Below are 20,999 nucleotides of genomic sequence, written 5' to 3'. Positions count from 1 at the left end.
CAGTAGAATAGAAAATACAAGATACAATGACTAAGAATTTTAAACATGTAAGTTATTTATGGGATGAGGCCAAAGCGGCGGAGCTGGCAGGCGATGAAGTGGGTCTGCTGATTTACCGATCGAACCTGCTGGGTGCGGATTTGCGTCTGACCAATTATGGGGGCGGCAATACCTCCTGTAAAGTAATGGCGAAAGATCCGTTGAGTGGTGCGGAGACAGAAGTAATGTGGGTGAAGGGCAGTGGGGGCGATTTGGGTACCCTGCAGCGCAGTGGTCTGGCGGCCTTGTATGTAGACCGTTTGCGGAGCCTTCAGTCTGTATACCGCGGACTGGAGCATGAGGACGAGATGGTGGAACTGTTCAATCACTGTATTTATGATCTGAAGTCCAAAGCGCCGTCCATCGATACGCCGCTTCATGGTTTTCTGCCCTTCCGGCATATTGATCACCTGCATCCGGATGCGGCCATTGCGATAGCAGCGGCCAAGGACAGTAAGCAGATCACCGAGGAGCTATTTGGGGGCAGCATTGGCTGGGTTCCCTGGCAGAAGCCGGGTTTCGAACTGGGGCTGATGCTCAAAAAATGCCTGGAAGAGAACCCCGGCATCCGGGGCATTATGCTGGGCTCCCACGGCCTGTTTACCTGGGGAGAAACGGCTTATGAGAGTTATATCAATACCCTGGAAGTCATAGAAAAATGTGCAGAGTATATAGAAACGCGGACCGGCAAAAAAGGTCCGGTATTCGGTGGGGAGCTGGTGAAGGCCCTGCCGGCAGAGCAGCGTCAGGCGCAGGCGGCGGCCCTGGCACCGGTACTGAGGGGACTGAGTTCCTCCCAGCGGCAGATGATTGGTCATTTTACCGATGATGATCGGGTGCTTGAGTTTATCAACTCCCGGGATCTGGAGCGGCTGGCACCGCTGGGTACTTCCTGCCCGGATCATTTTCTGCGAACCAAGATCAGCCCGCTGGTGCTGCACCTGTCACCGGATGAGGACCTGAGTGATGCCAATGCCGTCAAAGAAAAACTGGCGCCGCTTTTTGCGGACTACCGCCAGATGTATGAGCAGTACTACGAGGGCTGCCGGCATGCCAACAGCCCCGCCATGCGGGATCCCAACCCGGTAATCATTCTGTATCCCGGGGTAGGGATGTTCTCGTTTTCCAAAGACAAACAGACGGCCCGGGTAGCAGCCGAGTTCTATACCAATGCGATCAATGTGATGCGGGGTGCGGAAGCGATATCCGAATATACGGCATTGCCCCGTCAGGAAGCCTTTAATATCGAGTACTGGCTGCTGGAAGAAGCCAAACTGCAGCGGATGCCAGCGCCCAAGGCGCTGAGTGGTCGGGTAGCCCTGATTACGGGTTCCGGGGGCGGTATCGGCAAGGCCATTGCGAGGCGTTTTGCGCGGGAGGGAGCCTGTGTGATCATCAATGATATCAACCAGGAAAGGATCGATGCTACCACAGCCGAGTTCCAGCAGGAATTTGGGAAGGATGCGGTTGCCGCCGTCAGTCTGAACGTGACCGATGCGGCTTCCATCACGGCGGCCCTGGACCAGACCGCCCTGGCTTTCGGCGGGGTGGATATTGTGATTAACAATGCCGGCATCAGCATCTCCAAAAGTATTGCCGAACATTCTATCGAGGAATGGGACCGGCTCTATGATATTCTGGTGAAAGGGCAGTTTATGGTATCCAAGGCCGGTGTGGCGGTAATGCGCAAACAGGGCTTTGGCGGGGATATCATCAATATAGTATCCAAGAACTCCATTGTGGCGGGTCCGAACAATGCGGGCTATGGTTCTGCCAAGGCAGCCCAGGCGCATTTATCGCGACTGCTGGCCGCGGAACTGGGCGCAGACAAGATCCGGGTCAATGCGGTGAACCCGGATGCGGTAATTTCAGATTCAAATATCTGGGCTGGTGGCTGGGCCGAAGGCCGTGCCAAGGCATATGGTATTACGGTGGACGAGCTGCCGGCCTACTATGCCAAACGCACGCTGATGAATGCCATCATCCTGCCGGATGATATCGCCAATGCCTGTTTTGTATTTGTGAGCGGCCTGCTGAACAAATCCACCGGCAATATCCTGAACGTGGATGGTGGTGTCGCTACGGCCTTTGTAAGGTAGATGATCGCAGCGATAGTCATTTTTCGAATAAGCAACCAAAACGAAGCAGTCCGGTCTTCCGGTCTGCTTTATTGTTATCTTTAAACCAGTTTCATCGGCGACCTAGCAAAAAAGGAGGGTTCCAATAAAAGCAAATGGGTGTAATTTTAATTTCATTACATTAGGTGGCAATGAATTACAATGAAACACTCATATATAAGGATGCCAGAGAAACGGATTTGGAGGCGATCCTGGATATTTACAATGAAACCATTGCATCCGGCCGGGTGACCGCTGATACGGAGCCTGTCGGTCTGGAAGAAAGATTGCCCTGGTTCAAAAGCCACGATCCGGCCAAAAGACCGCTGTGGATCATTGAGGACCAGGAGGAAAAACTGATCGGATGGGTCAGTTTTCGTTCCTTTTACGGACGTCCGGCTTATGATGGGACTGCAGAAATCGCCATCTACCTGGCGACAGCACAGCGGGGCAGGGGATGGGGCAGACAGGTGCTTAGCTACTGTATCCGCAAAGCGCCGGAGCTGGGAATCGACATACTGCTGGGGTTTATATTCTCCGAAAATGAACCGAGTATCCGGTTATTCGAACAATTGGGATTTGAACAGTGGGGACTGCTTCCGGATGTAGCAACAATATTCGGACAGAAGCGAAGCCTCAAAATCATGGGCAGACGAACCCAATGATCGGGATTCAGCGACGGGTCTTATTGTGTAGTTTTATTGCTGGTTTCAACTGTTGTTCGACACGAGGGTAAATCTCATGGGTCGAAACCTATTAAAAATAAAGTCATTATGAAAAAGTATTTATTCTGGATTTTTCTTTTAGTTACAGCGTTTCAGGTGGCCCGGTCCCAGAACGAAGCACCCCCGAAGTTTGTGGACGCCACTACGCTCACCCTGATTGGTAAAGCACTGCCTACTGCTCACCCTTATCACCGTATTGATACGGCGGTATATAAAGGGCTATCAAAATCCGAGAACATTCAGGCCCGCTGCAGTTCCGGAATTGCTGTGGTCTTTCGTACTAATTCTTCTTTTATTGACCTGGATCCCCGATATATTTGGGAACGCAGGTCGGACAATATGACCGGGTTGGCCTCAGCCGGATTTGACCTTTACATTAAAAAGGACGGCAAATGGACCTATGCTAATACGGCCGTGCCTTCCAAACGGGACGCCGTTGTCCGCATAGCTGCTAATATGGATACCCAGACAAAGGAATGCCTGCTATACCTGCCCTTATACAGTGAACTCAAAAGCCTTTCCATCGGCGTGGCCGCCGAAGCGGATATCCAGGCGGCGCCCAATCCTTTTAAAAGAAAGACCGTATTCTTTGGTTCCAGTTTTACGCAGGGTACTTCTGCCAGCCGCCCCGGCATGAGTTACCCGATGCAGTTGGAAAGAATGTTAAATCTGGATGTTTGTAATCTGGGCTTTGCGGGCAATTCCAAGCTGCAACCCTATTTTGCTGATGTGCTGGCGGCTATTCAGGCAGATGCTTTTGTATTTGACGCATTCTCCAATCCCAATGCACAGCAGATTACCGAAAGGCTGCCGGCCTTTTTGGAACGACTGACGAAGGCCCATCCGAATACACCATTAATTTTTGTGGAAACCATTGATCGCGGTCGGTTGAGTTTTGACGGTAAAGTGCAGGAGACAGAGAAGGCCAAAAGAACCGCCGCCAGAAAATTGATGACATCACTGATGAAACGCTATGCGAATGTTTATTTTATTGATAATCCGTTGACCGCGGCAGAAGGGCATGATACTTCCGCAGACGGTATACATCCTTCTGATTGGGGCTATTATTACTGGGCCCGTAATCTGAGCAAGGAACTAAAAGGCATTTTCGGCAAGTTATAGTTCCACCGACGGTAATCATGGTTTTAGCTGATTGTGGTAAATCAAACTTAACCATTTGGGGTGGTTCTCAGGAACTGCCTTTTTTTATGCCTTTTTATATAATTTTAATCGGACAACAGTGGATTTTAGTAATTACTTCATTTCTTATATTTCGTTTCCAAAAAATCCACCGCTTTCTGTCCGATATTTTCTAAAGCGGTTTTGGGAGCGTCTTTCGATTGATTTTTGAAGGTGATTTTAATGCAATTCGCATAATCAGGATGTTGCAACAAAAGCCAGCCCTGGTTTGGGTGGTACCACATAAACTGATTGCCGGAACTCATTTTAAGGGATTTTTTTTCGTAATCCCCGGTTTGCCATTGCTCGGTTTCTTTTTTCACATCGCCTATGGATTTTTGGCCGGCGATGACGGAAAAAATAACCTTTCCATCATCTGTTTCCACCGAGTATTTGCAAAAGCTTCCGCCGGTAGTATTTCCTTTGCTGATGTAATCTTCTTTCACTTTATCTGCGGAAACATCGAATAAAGCGGCAACCTCCTCCATCGTCATTTTGCATTGGTTATCCAAAGCGTAAAGCCGGGAATAATCCGCGTTTGGCGAAGATTTTGTTTCTTCATTTTGTGACGCATTACTTTCCGCTTCCCCCGCAGATGTATTTTTCTCGCCCGATGAATTGCAGCCGACCAAAAATAAAAAAGCCGAAAAAACGGTTGTTGTTATGATTGGTTTCATATTTTTTAAATTTTAGTGATTAAAGTTCTTCCATTGTTTGAATTTTCCCCTGTAATTTCCATGCGTTATCCGAAGTATCGAAATATTCTCCTCCAAAAAGCCAGATTTTGCCGTTGTAATCCAGCGCGCTATGAAGCTTCATGGCCTGTGCATCGGCGGGCAAATCGGTATGCCGTATCCAATTCTTCATATCTGATGAATACCATAAATCCGGAGCCGGAGCTCCGCTACCTTCTCCGCCAATCAGCCATACTTTTCCGTTGTGCACTGTTGTGGTATGAAATGCCCGTCCGCTAAAAAGGCTTCCAGAAGCGGAAACCGTGCTCCAGATAACGCCGTCGGTACTTTTGTAGATTTCATTGAAATAGTCAGTGCCATTTGTTCCGCCAACGATGTAATATTCGTTTTGAAATTTTACGAAAGAGCTGCCGTATCGGTAAGGAAACGCGGAACTGTTCTCTTCTGTCCAGTTGGTTCCGTCGGTTGTTGACCAGATTTTATTATGCGAACGTGCCCCGGTTTGATACCCCGTAACCAAAATCATTTTATTGCCGTGGACAAAAGTGTGATGCTGTGCCGTTGCTCCAAAAGGCACGTTGTCGAGAACGCTTGTCCAACTTACGCCATCTGGACTCTTGTTAATATCTGCAAATAGATTTGACTCATGGTCTAAACCGCCGATAAGCCAAAGTTGGTCATTGAAAACGGTTAGCGAAGGAGCGTACCGTCTTGTATAATCACTATTGTGGCTAACGGCACTCCAGTTAATTCCGTTGGTACTTTGGAAGATTAAAAAGTTGGAGTTTTGACTACTCAGAACATCTCCACCGGCTAACCAGAGCTGCCCATTGAATTGGGTTATCGCGTTTCCCCCAAAATATTTTAATTCCGAATTGTTCGTAAGCTCTGTGATCCGAATTTCGACGGAACCGGAATTGCTTTTGTTATCTTTGCTGCAGCCCGCTACCAGGCAGGTGACCATCGCCAGCAGGGCATATCGCTTAACAGTCGTTTTCATTTTTATGTTTTTCATTTACGGGTTTCTTCGCGCTACAAATATTGAATTGACATTTGCGTTGCCCGACGGATCAGTAAGGTATTGAGATTCGCCATTTTTCCAAATGGTTGCCATATAGTTTTCTTTTCCTGCAACATACACATCATTGTCGACAACATAGACTGAATAAGCAATAGCATCATTGCTTCCATCTGACAGATCTTGGGCAACACCATTTTTCCAAAATTTCGCTACTAGACTGGATCCAATTTGCTCGTAACCAGCGATATAAACATCGCTTCCCGATACAAATACCGAATTGGCTGTAGCAGGATAAGATCCGTCGGTAAGGTTTTGTGCAACACCATTTTTCCAAACTTTCGCAACACGTTGACCAGTACTGCCTTCTTCAGCTCCTGCAACATACACATCGCTACCTGAGACAAATACTGATGTAGCGGTAGCGTAGTTTGCAATATTACTTAAGCTTTGTACTCCTCCATTTTTCCAAAGTTTGGCTACATAATGAGAACCGATATTTTCACTGCCTGCTACATATACATCACTCCCCGACACAAAAACTGATTTGGCGAAGGCGTTGTTTAATCCATCTGTAAGATTTTGGGCTACGCCGTTTTTCCAAAGTTTGGCTGCATAATAAGAACCGATATATTCCTCGCCTGCTATATATACATTACTCCCCGACACAAAAACTGAATAGGCGGAGGCGTTATTCGTGCCATCAGAAAGATTTGTAGAAAACCCGTTTTTCCATACTTTAGCAATGTTGTTAGTTCCATTGCTCTCACGGCCTGCAACATACACGTCACTCCCCAATACAAAAACTGAATGGGCAAAGGCGTTATTAGCCCCATCAGTTAGGTTATGAGCAGTGCCATTTTTCCATAGTTTGGCAACATTTTTAGAACCAATTTGTTCATAACCAACTGCATAAACGTCATAAACAGGTTCAGCGTTATTGTCGTCGTCGTCTTTTCTGCAATTCATTAATAAAATGGAGAAAAGGAAAAGTGTGATTAGTTTTAACGTTTTCATTGCAAATTTTTTTATCGTTATTATATTGCTTACTATGGCGTAATTGCTAATTGTTTGTATTGAATAAACCATTGTTTGTCCGTACCCGAAACACCTTCTTTTACAGCACGGATTTCATTGATATTACCGTCTGCATCTACAAGATTTTGCACCGTATAATCTAGACCGTCGATTTCAAAACTTGAAATCTCATTGCGGGAATGTAAAAGATGAATCAATGGAGAGATTTCTTCAATAAAATAAAGCTCGCTGTGTAAAGGTGCGTGACGGTGCACTCCTAACTTACTCGTGTAATTGATTTGGCCAATATCTGCAATTCTGGAAATTTCCAATTGGCGTTGGCTGTCCTCTCTTATGATTAAAACTCCGGATCTTAAATAGCTGCCGCTGGTATGGGTTATATCAGTATTGTCAATCAAAGTACCGGAACTTCCATAAGTTTTAATGTTATTGATTTTGTTGCTTGAGTTGTGCGAAAATGCATATTTCAAATTTCCATTTAGGGTTACTTTTTTCAGAACTCCATTATCGTATTCAAACTCGAAAACATTGGTTGTCATGTTGTCTTTTGCCGTCATTCCACTGACTTCTCCATTGTCATAAAAAAAATCGACAATGGTAGGATTATCCGGAGTAAGAGTGGTGTAATGCGTAATTTTTGTGACAAAAAACTCGGTGTTGGGGTCATTGTCCTCCTTTTCGCAGCTCATCCATATTATGGAACACAAGAACAGGATTGTTAATTTTAAAGTTTTCATTTTTTTCAAATTTTAAGGTTAATGTCGTTTTTTCAAATTGTTGCTTCCATATCTTCATTTTCCGCTACAGGTACATCGTCAAGGAGTTTGGTTTTTTTATCTATTCAGTTGTTACTAAATGCCATAAACTGGAAATTGCTACGCAGCGGCAAAAGCACAAGGAAAAAAATATGGCATTGGTTTTTGTAATTGATTTTTCATTTTTACTTCTTTTAATATAACCGCTATTGAAAATTATATAAAAACAGCTTGGTGAACGGTGGGTAATGATTGCTTATGCTTATTCGCTTCTTTCTGCTACAAATACAGAGGAGGCATAAGCATCGTTAGTAACGTCACTAAGGTTTTGCCCAACGCCGTTTTTCCATAATTTGGCGACTTTAATATAAGTACCATCAGTTCCGGAACTTTCTTCATATCCCACTACATAAACATCATTGCCTGTTACAAATACCGAATAAGCATCGGCTTCTGTGCCAATCCCTTCTGTGAGGTCTTGGGCTATGCCGTTTTTCCAGAGCTTCGCGACATAAGTGCCTAAGTCATCGATTTCAACCCCCGTCACATACACATCCGTGCCGGAGACAAAGACCGAGTTGGCTACCGCATTCTTAGTACCATCGGTAAGTTCTTGCACGACTCCGCTTTTCCATAGCTTAGCGACACGTTTACCGGAACCGTTTGCTTCATACCCCGCAACATATACATCTGTCCCGGAGACATAGACCGAGTTGGCTTCGGCATAGTTAGCTCCATCGGTAAGGTCTTGCGCGACTCCGTTTTTCCATAGCTTCATGACAGGTTTACCGGAACCGGTTGCTTCAACTCCCGTCACATATACATCTGTCCCGGAGACAAAGACCGAGTTGGCTACCGCATTGTTGGCGCCGTCAGTAAGGTTTTGAGCCACGCCGTTTTTCCACAGATTCGCAATATTTTTACCGGAAATGGTGCCTTGATACCCCGCAGCATATACATCCGCGCCGGAGACAAAAACAGAGTGGGCTACGGCATCCTCAGAACCATCGGAGAGGTTTTGGGGCATGCCATTTTTCCAGAGCTTTACGACATCTTTACTGAAACTGTTTGCTTCGGAGCCCGCCACATATACATCATTGCCAGAGACAAATACTGAATTGGCAAAAGCATGGTTACTTCCATCAGTAAGGTTTTGGGCTAGACCGTTTTTCCAAAGCTTGGCGACATATTTTCCGGAACTGTTTCTTTCATACCCCACCACATACACATCGTACACGGGCTCTTTTGGATGGTCGTTGTTCTTGCTGCAGCCCGCTACCAGGCAGGCTGCCATCGCCAGCAGGGCGTATCGTTTTACTACTGTTCTCATATCGTCTATTTTTTATTTTTTTAGCCAATGGTTGGCAATGTCGATGACAGTTTTTTTGGCTGTTTCGTAATCTGCCATTTTTTTGTCGGGATATACCGAAGCATAGGCGGTGGTCGAAAAATTGAACCGGTACACATAATCGCTGGAAAGGTCAAAAACCATAAGCCACCTGTTTGGCTTGTGGACACCCAACGTGACGTTACCTGATATGCTGCTTTGGGCGGAAAGCATTCCGCTGGGGTCGTTCTTATAATTTGAGGCCTCTTTTTTCATCTGGCTTTGGGACATTTTGTGCGCCGTGATGGTCAGCGGGATTATTTTTCCCCTGATGCTGATTTCGTAGCCGCAGGCATTGTCTTTCTGCGGAGTGACACGCCGGCTGACACCAGGAGCCGCCACCCCGACATAGACCTCGCCCACTTCCATGACCGGACATTCTATATCAGACCCGGCATTGGCGGACATGCTTCCGGATTTTATAGCGCCCATTACATCTCCTTCAAAGCCTGTCGCATCCGTCGTGGCGTCATTATTATCCGTGCCGGTATTGGTGTTTTTCTTTTTCTTTCCGCCGAGAACGCCGTCGAGCACCTCGCCGGTTTTTTCTTCGGTTTTTTCCTGTGCTTTTCGTTCTACGGTCTTTTCAACGCCACGCTCAACAGCTTTTTCGACCTTTTTGCCTAAATTTTTGAATATCTGTGCCTCTGCCGGAAAACTTCCCAGGCATAAGATAAATACGGAAGCCAATACTATTTTTAGCGTTTTGGGTATAGCACCGCTAAGATGCGTTCCGTGTTTCTGATTTTTCAATGATAAGTTCATATTTCAATATTTTTAAGGATTAATTTATTCTTCTCGTTGTGTAATAAAAACCGAACGGGAATACACATTGTTAGTTTCGTCCGTGAGGTCTTGTACTTCTTCATTCTTCCAGAGTTTGGCAGAAATACTAGAATAGTTGGTCACATAGCCAGCCAGATAGACATCATAAACAGGTTCGTGTACATTCGAGTTGCCGTCATCTTAGCTTCAACCCGTAAACAAGCAGGCGGACAGCGCCGTTAGCGCTAAAAAAATCAATATGTTTTTCATCCTGTAGGTTCTTTTATTTGTTACTATTTTTTGTTCGTTGTAGCTTTTTTCGGCAAGAAATGGCCATTGTTTTTAATGACCGCTTGCGGATGTCGGCTAATCAACGGATAAAATTAGAAAGGGGGGATGGAAAAAAATAGTAAAAATCAGCACAAGGGCTAAAAAAGAGCTGTTTAGGAGTTGAATCCTTGCTTGATATGCCGGGTCAGGTTGGTGGAGTTATCGTGTAACCATTGCCGTGGCGTGCAGTTTGCACATCGCTTAAATTCTTTGATGAAATGTGTCTGGTCGAAGAAATCAAAACGGTAGGCAAGGTCTTGCCAGTCCGGGGCAGGATTTGTCTGTAACTGGCTTAAAATCTGGTTGAATTTGATAATCCTGCTGAAGGTTTTGGGGCTGATGCCCACATATTCGCGAAACAGGTTGCGCAGGCTGGTCTCACAAAGGTTCAAGTCGGCACACAGCTCGTTGATGGGCATAGTGCCGTTGGAAAGCCGGATAAGGTTGCAGGCATACGCAATCTGGTCTATGTGTTTTTCGGAATATCGTTGTCCCTGTAACTGCTGTAAAAGCCATCCCTCTATCCTTTGGATCCTCTGTTCAGGGCTGAACAGGTCATCCGTCAGCTGTTGGGAAATACGCTTTCCTCCCGCAAGCATATCGGCAAGATTGGTGCCTTTATTGGCCAGCTCCTGCTGGGCTATACCCAAAAGACGGTATGCGCCAAAGGGTTTGAAAATTACGCCTATCAGGGAGTTTGGGGAACTGGTAAACTGCCTGCAAAAATCTGTCACGCCCAAAAAACACATCGGAAAATTGTATTCGCCGTGGTTTACTTCGTTAAAATGCCGGCTATTATAATCAAAGGACAGGATAGCGTAGTCCGTGGGATAGAGCTTTTTCGGAGTATCGGTTGCTGAACCATCCATACGCAGATGTGCGTAGACCAGCACATACGGTTGAAGTGCCGGATGGGGATTATAGAATTCGATGTGTTGCGCATTCAGCATGTGGTCTTGTGTTAAGGCATCTGTCAAGCCACTGTAATTGAACGTAAATCCCTAAAAACTGTACCTATAACTATACGTTCTTTGCGACCATTATAAATTTACACTAGATACCTCCTCTATATATAACTTATCACTGTTGTCCGATTAAAATTATAGAAAAAGGCATAAAAAAAGGGCAGTTCGTGAGAACCACCCAAAATGGTTAAGTATGATTTACGACAATCAGCTAAAACCATGGATAAAGTTAAAGAGTTTACCGGACAGCCGGTACTATCACAGATATTAAATTTAATTGACAGTTCTTTGATTAAGCAGGTAAATCGCAAGTACAAGGCCAATCGGTATTATAAGAAGCTGCCTTTGCGGGTACATTTGGTTAGCTGCCTGTATGGGGTATTCACCTATTGTAACGGGCTCAGGGAGCTATGTGAGGGGCTTTTGGCCTGTGAGGGCAGGCTGGTCCATTTGGGCTTTGATAAGGCTCCGGCGCGTAGCACCCTTTCAGATGCCAATAGAAAAAGAAGCTTTTTGGTTTTTGAGATGATTTATATGGAACTATTAAAGCGTTATCACGGATTTATCTCGGACAGCCGGTTAAAGGGATTGAGTATCAGAAATTTAAAGAATATTGATAGTAGCACGATCCAGTTGTTTAGCGAATTACTTCAAGGCGTGGGACGTAACCCCAGAGACGGATCCCGGAAAAAGGGAGGCATTAAGGTCCATACGATGATGGATGCTTTCAGCGGTGTAGCGGAGTTTGTCCGTATGGCAGCTGCCCGTGAACATGACCGCATGTTCCTGGAACCGCGGAAATTTTTCAACCATAAGACGGAATCCTTCTCATGCAGCGATTGCGCCATCAAAAATCATATTATTCTGTTTTTCGCTATGTTATAGCGAACATGAAATTATTTGCCTGCAAACCCCGTAATCCGCAGTAAGCTATTGCCGGGGAAGCGGGCCTGCTTTTACTCATGGGGCAGTTACCCGCTAACCTGGCATGTAAACGGGGGCTTTTCAGCCGAAGAAATATATATATCGGGAAATTCAGACAGCGATTTAGGTTTCTGTCATTGAGGCTCCCGACAAAAATGTTTCGAAGAAGGAAAACATTTTAGTAATATACGCCCGGCATCTCGGGCGTGTTTAACAAACAGGTAAACAACGACCAGGACTTTTAGCTTCCGAGCAGGTGTACGACAACCTGAATCTGATGCTCCGGATGTGAATCAACAGACACCCGCTGAATACGAGATTCCAGATGGCGCCCCAGTCCCACCGAGATTAATTTGAATAAAATCCTGTTTTCCGTCCTCGGCACATAGCCGAGTTTGTAGTTTTTAAAGGAGATCATTATCGCCCGGGGATCGTATTCATTTTTGCGATCATAAGATAATTGTAGCTGGGTGCCTATTCTTAAATTATTAAAAGCCTGTGGCCCGTCGTAGTAGGTGAAGCCAGCGATGTCAAAATGAGCCAAATGCTCTTTTTTACGATTCATGTGAGAGAAATTTTAAAGTAAACAGTGTTTTGGTAACGACTGTCAGATTCGTTATTTAAATCAAAGATGCGACGGCAGTATGCAATCTATTTGCATCCCGCAGACGTATGTATGCCAGAAACGGGAAATAGGCGATGCTATTGCCTGGAAATCAGTTCCAGGTGGCATCCGGCGTTCCGGGTCAGTATTTTTTCAGGGCCTTTTCTAATGTTTCTTTGATGGTAGTCCTTAAGGAGGCGGGGGCCAGTACTTCAAGACCGTCTCCAAAGCTCAGGAGGACGGCACGCATTTCATAATTATTGAGCAGCAGTAATTTTATCAGGAGGCCGCCGTCCTTATACTGTTTGAGTAGTTGCTGGCTTTGATGCAGCGGTTGCGTACGGACATAAGGTGCCTGAGCCGCCGCGATTTTGAGAAGTATTTCCTGTGGCAATTCCTCTTCCGGAACCGTGACACCGATGGCATTGTTAAACCAGGTGTCGGGATCAAAAACCGTATTGGACAGGAAGGGTTGCGCGCTGTTGTTAATTTTCTGAATGCGGTCGAGCGCAAAACAGGTTACCTGGGTTTTACGACCCACTCTGCCCAGAATAAACCATCGGTTCCGGTACTCCTTTAACAGGTAAGGATGGAAAATATGCTCCCTGGCCTGCAGGGCACCGAAGGGTTTATAGGTCAAACGGATGGCAGATTCGTTTTTGACCGCATCATAGAGCTCGCTGACAAAATCGGTACCGGAACGCAGCGGCTGCTGTTCGAACTGTATGGCCGGGCCCGGATCTGAGGAGCGGACATGAATGGTATTTTCCAGCTTCTTAATGATCGCCTCCACTTCCCCCAGAAGACTAAAATCACTGACTTGTTTTAAAATATGTATGACGTCATTCAGCCGGTCAATTTCTTCCGCTTCAATCGGCAGGTTTTTCAGCGAGAACCTTTTATCACTATAAGAGAAATAGGTTTTGCTACCGGCTTTAGTTTTTTGAATGGGGGCATTTTTGAAGTTTATCAGGTACCTGATATCATCCTGCAGTGTTCTTTTACTTACCGATTTGCCATAGCGATCCTCCAGGCATTCGTTCAGTTGCCGCAGCAGGTCCTCCAGGGTCCATTTTCTGAGATGGTTCCGCAGACATTCATCAATAATTTCAATACGTAGCGCAAAATCTTTGTTCTTGGGCATGGGTCTAAGCAGTTATTCGATACTAAAGTTATCAGCCATCAGCATCCTGTTCCTTTTTTTAAGCGGAAGTCGGCTAATTAATTGGCGAGATGGGTTTGAAGCACCTGCTCCAGTTCCCGGGCGTTTACCACACCGGATTTGCGCCAGAGCATCTGACCATTTTTAAAAAGGATCAGTGTCGGGACCCCCTGGACCTGATAGGCCGCAGCGGCGGCGGGACTTTGGTCAATATCCACTTTTATGATCCGGATCGCTTCGCCCAGTTTGCTTTTTACCTCAGACAATATGGGCGCCTGCATTTTACAGGGACCGCACCAGGTTGCAAAAAAATCCACCAAAACAGGCTCTTTGGCTTTAATTAATTCATCAAACTTCATACGGTTGCTTTTTTAAATCTATAGGGAAATTACGAATTTTTATTGATCCTGCCGGGAACACCCTGGCTTGAACAGCGCATAATAACATGATTTTCATTTAAATGTAATTCAAGGCATGTTTTTTGCCGTTCAGCTGTATACTAAATCAAAAAATCATGATGAAACAATCAGTATTAGTTATTTTTTCAGGGATAATGCTGCTTTTATCCTGTAAATCAGAAACTAAAGAGCAGCCGGCGATTACACCCCAGCAGTTCAATGAAACCCTCGTGAACATAGAGGAAACCATGGCCGAACCGATTCTGAAAACCGAAGCGGAAATTAAAGTCCGGGGCGACCGGGGTGATAATGCGGCCCTGATTCAGTCGGCTACAGCCATGGAAGATACCGTGGATGCTAAAATAGCCGCCGTAAAGGAGCTGCCGGCCATCGGTAAAGGCGCCGAGGATCTGAAAACGGCAACCGAAAGGTATTTTGAATATATTAAAAGTATTTATACTACTTACAGGGAGGCCGGAGAAGCAAAAACGGATGAAGAGAAGAAAGCGGCAGCAGAAAAGATGAATAAGATCATCAGCGCCCAACCAGAGGTAATGGCGAACCTGAAAGCAGTTCAGGATAAATATGTCGCAGATAATCAGATTAGTACCAAGCCGAAATAGCTTTTCGGAATATTGAAGAACAGCCGGATATCAACTTTTGATATCCGGCATTCTTTTGCATCAGAATGATTGTTCATTGAGTAGCCGGTCCACCAGCAGTCCGTCCACCGGTCGCAGTTCAAAGGCGCCCGATTTGCGGGCCCGAAACCGGATCCGGAATAATTCATGACTACCTTCCAGGACTGGTTGATCACCTATGTTTACAAAGCTGGGATATAAGGCTTTCTTCCCATTGCTGTGCAGCCGGTCATAGCTGAGGTTTTCCATGGACCCTGTGTGGAGCAGTTCCATGCCAAGGTATTCATAATCCTGATTATTATACGGCAGTGCGAAACTGAAGGCGTTGACAGCTTTCAGGTCCGCAGCTTTTACGGTGATGGTAACCAGTTCGCCGGATTGATAACTGCGCTTATCCGTGCTCAGGCTGATGCTGCCCTGCAGGCTGTCCTGCAGACCGGTTCCGGCGCCCCCGTTTAACTGAACGGCTACCTGGGAAATATCATAGGCATCGATCAGGCCGTTCTTATTGATATCACCGTTGCTGATATAACCGTCAAAATCTCCGTCCCCCTTTCTCAGGCCGGTATAATTGGTATAAGAAGTTAGGTCGTTCTCGTCGATTTTACCATCATTATTAATATCTCCGGGAATATAACTCGGGCTGCCGGGGACCTTAAAAATATAGAGTTCCCGGCCGGATCCGAACTTACCGGCGGCAGCTGATACCATTATCTTCAGATAGCGGGCCGTGGGTTTAGTGGAGAATACAAATTCCTTGACCGTATTATCTCTTTCCCAGGCAACCGAATCCGCCAGTGTCCAGTGCTTTTTATCCATACTGTACAGCACCCGGGCATGGGTAATAATACCGTTGGTGCCGGTGCTGCGGGGCAGGTATTGAAACTTATCCAGTTGGCTGACTGATTTCAAATCGATCAGAATTTCAAAGGGGACCGCTACGGTGCTAAATTCAGTATGCCAGTCGGAAGCGGCGTCCCCGTCAAAAAGTTTGTCAATGGAATGTACACCCTGGCCTGCTGCAGTACAGTAACCGCTAACGCCGGTCAGCGCATACTGTAAAGGGTTTTCCCTGGTATGACCTTCCAGGCTGACCCAGTCCGAATGGCCGTCTTTGTTGACTGCCCTGATTTTAAAATCATAACGGGTCGCCGCTTCGAGATCACTGAAACGGAAAAGCGTATCAGTGATATGCGTATAGTACATATCCTCAAACAGAATTTCATAAAAATCGGCTCCCTTTACCGCCGTCCAGGAGGGTGTCAGGGCGAAGGCATTACGGTGGGTGTCGGTAATCTTTGCTGAGGGGATTGCCAGGGGGCCTGAATGGCTCAGGGCGGGAGGCGCTATATCGAATGCCAGATCCCGGATGGAGACGCTGATGCGGTTCCTGGAGATATCTGTTTTGGCCAGTTTAATCAGGAGCTGGGGATTGCGGATAATTTTTGTTTTTGTGAAATCTGCACCCTGGGTGGCAAAACGGTTAAAGTCCGGCTGGGCGTCGTAGAAATACACATTGGTGGCATTTTCCAGTGCCTGGCGGCTATTCACGGCTTTTAATTTTTGTTTTTTAGGTCCGACTTTGACCCTCAGTTTGCCCGGAGGACGGGATATATTGATCCGCAACCGGGTCTCCTGCTGGTTTTCCATACCATCGAAATTTCCCTGAGTAGGCTCAATAGTGATATCGTACCTGCCGTCTTTTAATGCGGCATTGATCGCGGTGGTCGCCCCCTGACCATGCAGATAGGCTTCCGAGCGACCATCGTCATCATAAGCGATGAACCGGGTCGCCGGGCCGGGGTAAAATTCAAAAATGCGGGAATCGGAGGGTATCTGACCGGGGTTATTATTTGGCAGGGTCATGGGTAGGATCGCGCCGGCCTTCACAAATAAAGGAAGCTTCCACAAGGGGGCGTCAAAATGATTATAAATCCGGCCGCCTTCATAGGACTGGCCAGTGAAAAAATCGAACCAGCGACCATCCGGCAGATAAATATTGTGACGAATATCATTGCCCTTGTCGTCGCTCCGGGTATCCTGGTACACCGGCGCAACCAGGAAATAGGGGCCGTACATATATTCGTAGCGGGTGGCAGTCCCCAGTGTATAGGGATTAGCCTGTTCCAGAAAAAGCGCCCTGATGATGGGCAGCCCGTTGACTGCTGTCCGGGCAATGCTGTAGGTATAAGGTAATAATGCTGATTTCAGTTTCAGGTAATTTCTGTTGATGGAAGTCGCCGGTTCCCCCAGGGCCTCGGGATATTTCGGATTGGCACCCCAGCCATCCATATTCAATTCCATGGGCGTAAAGGTTTTCCATTGAAAATCCCTTACCTGAACCGGAATGTTTTTGCCGCCGAAGATCCCGTCCATATCAGAACCGATATTCGGCTGTCCGGATAGCCCCGAACCAATATAAGTAGGTATATGGAACCGGATATATTCCCATTGACCACCGGTCTGATCGCCGGTCCAGATGCCGGCAAATCGCTGGGTGCCCGCCCAGCCATTGAGCGTAATGATAAACGGCCTTGCATTGCTGCCATAGCGGGGTGTAATGGCTGCCACATCCGCGATGCCATTTAAGCCGAAGGAATAGCCCGGACCCACCCAGGCAACATCGGTTTTCAGGACCCGTACGCCTGCATCACGAACTTCCCTGATAATATCCCGCTGTAATAAAGGTTTTACGCCCGCTTTGGGATGCAGATCACTCTGGGTCCAGAGACCGATGGCAACCCCCTTGTCCCTGGCGTAATCCCCGAAACTTTTCAGATTGAGAATATTACTGTCCAGGGTACCTGTCTGACCATACCCGGCGCCATAACCGTCATTGGGCAGGATCCAGCCCAGGGGCATATCATGCCTGTTATATCGGTCAATAACGGCCCTGGCAGAAAACTGGTAATTGTTTTTTTCGCCATTCAGCGTTTCGGGAATTCCGCCATTGTTTTTCTGGCGCTCCTTATATTTTTTACCATCTTCAAACAATATGCCCGTCGTATCTTCTTTCCAAAAATCACGGTTATAGGCATTCAAATGCCCCTCATAGAAGGCGAACTTGGGGAGTAGTACCGGGTGTCCGGTAAGCTGATAGTATCCGTTCAGCAGATCCCTCATTTTACTGCCGATCATGACAAAGAAATCTGCATAATCGGTTTCATGCTGCAGGCGCACCTCTCCCTTTATGGTGGACCCAAAATCATAATGGCCCTTTTTAAAACTGTACCACAGGATTCCATATCCCCCGGTACTCCAGTAAAAAGGACAGGGAGAAGCGACGCCGCCATCGGTCCAGCTGCTCAGATTTTCAATCGCAATCGAATGGCCTTTATGTGAAAACCGCCCGTTTTGGACCCCGCCACCATAAAAATACTCATCCGGCCTTTCTATTAAATGCAGTACCGTCTTTTTTGTACCGATTTCCAGCGGTGCGGCGGAAGCCAGTACCTGCCGGCCATTGCGCAGATCCTGCACCCTGAACTGGCTGGTATTCTTCTCAAACAGAATACGGATTGCTGCGGTACTGATGGTTAATTCGGAGTCGCTGTCCCGGACCCTGATATCCCCTACCGGTTTTTTAGGCTGATCTACCAGAATACTGGCGGGCGGTTCAGCTGTCGGCGGACGCAGCGATTTGCCGGCGCTGTCGGAAAAAAACCTGAAAATATCCGGACCATAGAAATCCAGTAATATGTGCCGGCCATTGTCCAACTGCAGTTCTACCAGGGTCGAGTCGGATGGATGAACACCGGTAATCCGCACTGATGTCTGTGCATAACTAAGTGGGCTTGTACCAAGGCACAGAAGCATCAATAGGAAAGGGTAAAAATTTTTAGTCATAAGAATTTAAAAGATAAAGGCCGGCAACAATGGTTACAAATGAGCGGTAAAATTACGCAAAGCCCGAAGCTCCCGGCGCAATTGTTCAATCGTATGCGCAGATCAGAAACCGCATAAATACAGGTTACAGGCAGCAGATAGCCGGTGGTAGCGTGGAAATTTCCTGTACTCAAAAAAAAGGATCAGGACATACCAGCCCTGATCTTTGATAATTTTACGGTATTGATTACTTGTTTAAAAGCTGCCGCAATGCTTATTTTTTTCCCTCAAATTTCTGTTCTGCCTGACGGGCTTTTTCGAAATCAAGTACTACACCATTGATACAATACCTCAGGCCGGTAGGGGGAGGGCCATCTTTAAAAACATGCCCCAGATGGGCATGGCATCTTCCGCATTCTACTTCTGTCCGAACCATACCGTGCGAGCGATCTTCGAGATAGACAACACTTTTATCGGTTACGGGCTCATAGAAACTGGGCCAGCCACATCCACTTTCAAATTTGGTATCACTTTTAAACAGGGCGTTGCCGCAGGCGGCACAATAATAGGTGCCGATTTCCTTGGAATGTTCATATTTGCTGGTCCAGGGTCTTTCGGTGCCTTTTTGGCGGGCTATATAATACACTTCTTCCGGGAGGATTTTTTTCCATTCGTCATCCGACAGCTTTACAGTCGCGCTATCGGTCCTGGAATAGACGGGATTATTTTCTTTCATGGGTGCCGGTTTATGTTTGTTCGAAGGACTGTTTTGAGACTGACACTGCTGAAAACAGCAGCTGATACTGATTAATATGATAAATAACTGCCTCATCTCATTGATTAACATATTAAAATTAAGAAAAGTTCATCCTTGAAGTTCGTTATCGGAGGGCTTTATTTAGAATTTCTGGCAAAGGGCTGGCCCTGGCGCCTGTATACCTCAATAAAATTGATAAAAACCGCCAAATCCGGCGCCTGTACACTATATTTGTAGACTTTCAACAAACTCGAATCTATACATGTTTAACGTAGTTTTATTTGGCCCTCCGGGCAGCGGCAAGGGTACGCAGGCGGTGAAACTGGTTCAAAAATATCAACTGGTGCATCTTTCCACCGGTGATTTATTAAGAAGCGAGATCGCCAATAAAACCCCCCTCGGTCTTGAGGCAAAAAAAATTATGGATAGCGGCCAGTTGGTCCCGGACGAAGTGGTCATTGGTATTATCGATAACTGCCTGGAGAAAAATAACGGCGCCAACGGCTTTTTATTTGACGGATTTCCCAGGACGATTAATCAGGCCAAGGCGCTGGATAAATTGCTGGAATTAAAGAAAACCGGCATTGATCTGGTACTTGCACTTCAAGTCAATGAAAATGAGTTGGTAAGGAGACTTCTTGAAAGAGGAAAAACTTCCGGTCGCTCAGATGATACCAGCGAAGAAGTGATCCGGAATCGCTTTTATGTGTACAATAACGATACGGAACCGGTAGCACAGCATTATAAACATCAGGGAAAGTACCGCGCTATCGCCGGAGAAGGTTCTATTGATGATATTTTTAATGCGCTGGGCACCGAAATTGACAAGGAGCTGGATTAGTCCCTTCAAATTTATAAAGGGGCAGCACCGGCTGCCCATTTGATATTCATTACCCTGTTTATGGTCTTATTTGGCCGGAGTTGCTGCCAGCAGACTATCCGCGGCTGCAACACTGCTGAGGACCTGATCCTTCATTTGATTGACGGTCGTTAGCTGCTGTCTGAGGTATTGCTCCCTGGCGCCCGGATTATCTTTAAGGGTATCGTATTTAAATCCGTTCATCCAATGATGCATCGCAATATCTGCTGCGGTTACGGCGGCTAAGACAGCGCCGGTCGTTTTCAAGCTGTTTTCCGAAACGATGCCTGCGGGTTGTTTTTTCAGGGAATCCAGCCTGGCCTGCAGGTCTTTCTGCTGTCGTTGCATTACAAACATTTTCGCCATCGCCACATCATGGCCTTCAATGACCAGTTGTTGCAGGCTGTCTGCGACTGAAACAGGCGGCTGCTGATCACTTGCCGGGCTATTACAAGCGCCCAGAAAGAAGAGTATCAGGAATAGTAAATTACGCATCATCGGTTTGTTTTTGGCAAAAATAAAGGGTGAACTACCCATTGGCTAAAGACCAATGGGCTTCGCAACCCATACGCACAGCCTAATGACTCACGTTAGCGGTTGCAGGCTTGAACCGAAGCCCGAAGTTCTTTATATTTTTTGCAGCATTACCATCACGGTCGTGATGTGTGCCGCATGATTGACAAGTCCAAGACCTGTCTTTCAAACTTAGTTCTTTGAAAATTGTTCCACAAGAGGAACACAGCTTTGAGGATGGCTCAAATCTGCCAATGTTTTGAATATTTTTACCGTACCAATCGGCTTTGTATTCAAGCATTG

20 protein-coding genes are annotated in these 20,999 nt (G+C 46.5%); 6 read left to right on the top strand and 14 right to left on the bottom strand.

Going from position 1 to position 20,999, the window contains the following annotated elements:
• Positions 1–26: 26 nt before the first annotated feature.
• The 3 genes from ACYVI9_RS17090 to ACYVI9_RS17080 all read left to right on the top strand — a co-directional run bounded on the left by ACYVI9_RS17090 (position 27) and on the right by ACYVI9_RS17080 (position 4,003).
• On the top strand, positions 27–2,138 hold the full coding sequence (locus ACYVI9_RS17090) for a bifunctional aldolase/short-chain dehydrogenase (protein ID WP_460767028.1): 2,112 nt from the start codon (positions 27–29) through the stop codon (positions 2,136–2,138).
• A 170-nt stretch (positions 2,139–2,308) separates the two neighbouring features.
• Positions 2,309–2,821 carry a GNAT family N-acetyltransferase gene (locus ACYVI9_RS17085; RefSeq protein ID WP_460767025.1) on the top strand — a complete coding sequence of 171 codons (513 nt, stop codon included), beginning with the start codon at positions 2,309–2,311 and terminating at the stop codon, positions 2,819–2,821.
• Between the two features lie 108 nt (positions 2,822–2,929).
• Complete coding sequence (locus ACYVI9_RS17080; protein WP_460767022.1) at positions 2,930–4,003, top strand: SGNH/GDSL hydrolase family protein; 1,074 nt, start codon at positions 2,930–2,932, stop codon at positions 4,001–4,003.
• Positions 4,004–4,140: 137 nt separating this feature from the next.
• Here the strand turns inward: ACYVI9_RS17080 and ACYVI9_RS17075 are convergent, their stop codons facing one another.
• The 7 genes from ACYVI9_RS17075 to ACYVI9_RS17045 all read right to left on the bottom strand — a co-directional run bounded on the left by ACYVI9_RS17075 (position 4,141) and on the right by ACYVI9_RS17045 (position 10,998).
• Positions 4,141–4,737 carry a hypothetical protein gene (locus ACYVI9_RS17075; RefSeq protein ID WP_460767019.1) on the bottom strand — a complete coding sequence of 199 codons (597 nt, stop codon included), beginning with the start codon at positions 4,735–4,737 and terminating at the stop codon, positions 4,141–4,143.
• Between the two features lie 19 nt (positions 4,738–4,756).
• Positions 4,757–5,755 carry a Kelch repeat-containing protein gene (locus ACYVI9_RS17070; protein ID WP_460767017.1) on the bottom strand — a complete coding sequence of 333 codons (999 nt, stop codon included), beginning with the start codon at positions 5,753–5,755 and terminating at the stop codon, positions 4,757–4,759.
• Between the two features lie 15 nt (positions 5,756–5,770).
• Positions 5,771–6,790, bottom strand: a complete 1,020-nt coding sequence (locus ACYVI9_RS17065) for a hypothetical protein (RefSeq protein WP_460767014.1) — start codon at positions 6,788–6,790, stop codon at positions 5,771–5,773.
• 32 nt (positions 6,791–6,822) lie between these two features.
• On the bottom strand, positions 6,823–7,548 hold the full coding sequence (locus tag ACYVI9_RS17060) for a hypothetical protein (RefSeq protein ID WP_460767012.1): 726 nt from the start codon (positions 7,546–7,548) through the stop codon (positions 6,823–6,825).
• A gap of 280 nt (positions 7,549–7,828) precedes the next feature.
• Positions 7,829–8,896 (bottom strand): hypothetical protein, encoded by a 1,068-nt coding sequence (locus tag ACYVI9_RS17055; protein ID WP_460767009.1) that lies wholly within the window; start codon positions 8,894–8,896, stop codon positions 7,829–7,831.
• Positions 8,897–8,908: 12 nt separating this feature from the next.
• The gene (locus tag ACYVI9_RS17050; RefSeq protein WP_460767006.1) at positions 8,909–9,718 is read right to left on the bottom strand and encodes a hypothetical protein; all 810 of its coding nucleotides are present in this window, start codon (positions 9,716–9,718) and stop codon (positions 8,909–8,911) included.
• 443 nt (positions 9,719–10,161) lie between these two features.
• Entirely contained in the window at positions 10,162–10,998 is an 837-nt protein-coding gene (locus ACYVI9_RS17045) for a helix-turn-helix domain-containing protein (RefSeq protein WP_460767004.1), read from the bottom strand.
• A gap of 234 nt (positions 10,999–11,232) precedes the next feature.
• Between ACYVI9_RS17045 and ACYVI9_RS17040 the strand changes: the two genes are divergently transcribed.
• The gene (locus tag ACYVI9_RS17040; protein ID WP_460767001.1) at positions 11,233–11,898 is read left to right on the top strand and encodes a DUF4372 domain-containing protein; all 666 of its coding nucleotides are present in this window, start codon (positions 11,233–11,235) and stop codon (positions 11,896–11,898) included.
• Positions 11,899–12,178: 280 nt separating this feature from the next.
• Here the strand turns inward: ACYVI9_RS17040 and ACYVI9_RS17035 are convergent, their stop codons facing one another.
• The 3 genes from ACYVI9_RS17035 to trxA all read right to left on the bottom strand — a co-directional run bounded on the left by ACYVI9_RS17035 (position 12,179) and on the right by trxA (position 14,062).
• Entirely contained in the window at positions 12,179–12,502 is a 324-nt protein-coding gene (locus ACYVI9_RS17035) for an HIRAN domain-containing protein (RefSeq protein ID WP_460766999.1), read from the bottom strand.
• Positions 12,503–12,683: 181 nt separating this feature from the next.
• Entirely contained in the window at positions 12,684–13,685 is a 1,002-nt protein-coding gene (locus tag ACYVI9_RS17030) for a helix-turn-helix transcriptional regulator (protein ID WP_460766996.1), read from the bottom strand.
• 77 nt (positions 13,686–13,762) lie between these two features.
• Complete coding sequence (trxA, locus tag ACYVI9_RS17025; protein WP_460766993.1) at positions 13,763–14,062, bottom strand: thioredoxin; 300 nt, start codon at positions 14,060–14,062, stop codon at positions 13,763–13,765.
• Between the two features lie 155 nt (positions 14,063–14,217).
• Between trxA and ACYVI9_RS17020 the strand changes: the two genes are divergently transcribed.
• The gene (locus ACYVI9_RS17020) at positions 14,218–14,724 is read left to right on the top strand and encodes a hypothetical protein (protein ID WP_460766991.1); all 507 of its coding nucleotides are present in this window, start codon (positions 14,218–14,220) and stop codon (positions 14,722–14,724) included.
• Between the two features lie 60 nt (positions 14,725–14,784).
• Here ACYVI9_RS17020 and ACYVI9_RS17015 read toward each other — a convergent pair whose 3' ends face one another.
• On the bottom strand, positions 14,785–18,588 hold the full coding sequence (locus ACYVI9_RS17015; RefSeq protein WP_460766989.1) for a TIM-barrel domain-containing protein: 3,804 nt from the start codon (positions 18,586–18,588) through the stop codon (positions 14,785–14,787).
• 253 nt (positions 18,589–18,841) lie between these two features.
• Positions 18,842–19,303, bottom strand: coding sequence for a peptide-methionine (R)-S-oxide reductase MsrB (gene msrB / locus ACYVI9_RS17010; protein ID WP_460766986.1), 462 nt, complete (start codon positions 19,301–19,303; stop codon positions 18,842–18,844).
• 283 nt (positions 19,304–19,586) lie between these two features.
• Here msrB and ACYVI9_RS17005 point away from each other — a divergent pair, with 283 nt between their 5' ends.
• On the top strand, positions 19,587–20,165 hold the full coding sequence (locus ACYVI9_RS17005; RefSeq protein WP_460766984.1) for an adenylate kinase: 579 nt from the start codon (positions 19,587–19,589) through the stop codon (positions 20,163–20,165).
• A gap of 66 nt (positions 20,166–20,231) precedes the next feature.
• Here the strand turns inward: ACYVI9_RS17005 and ACYVI9_RS17000 are convergent, their stop codons facing one another.
• Complete coding sequence (locus ACYVI9_RS17000; RefSeq protein ID WP_460766981.1) at positions 20,232–20,681, bottom strand: viral A-type inclusion protein; 450 nt, start codon at positions 20,679–20,681, stop codon at positions 20,232–20,234.
• 79 nt (positions 20,682–20,760) lie between these two features.
• Positions 20,761–20,999: zinc ribbon domain-containing protein (locus ACYVI9_RS16995; protein WP_460766978.1), on the bottom strand; the 239-nt coding region annotated here is incomplete at its 5' end.

Source organism: Niabella terrae (assembly GCF_054783135.1).
This window is presented reverse-complemented; position numbering and strand designations above follow the sequence as displayed.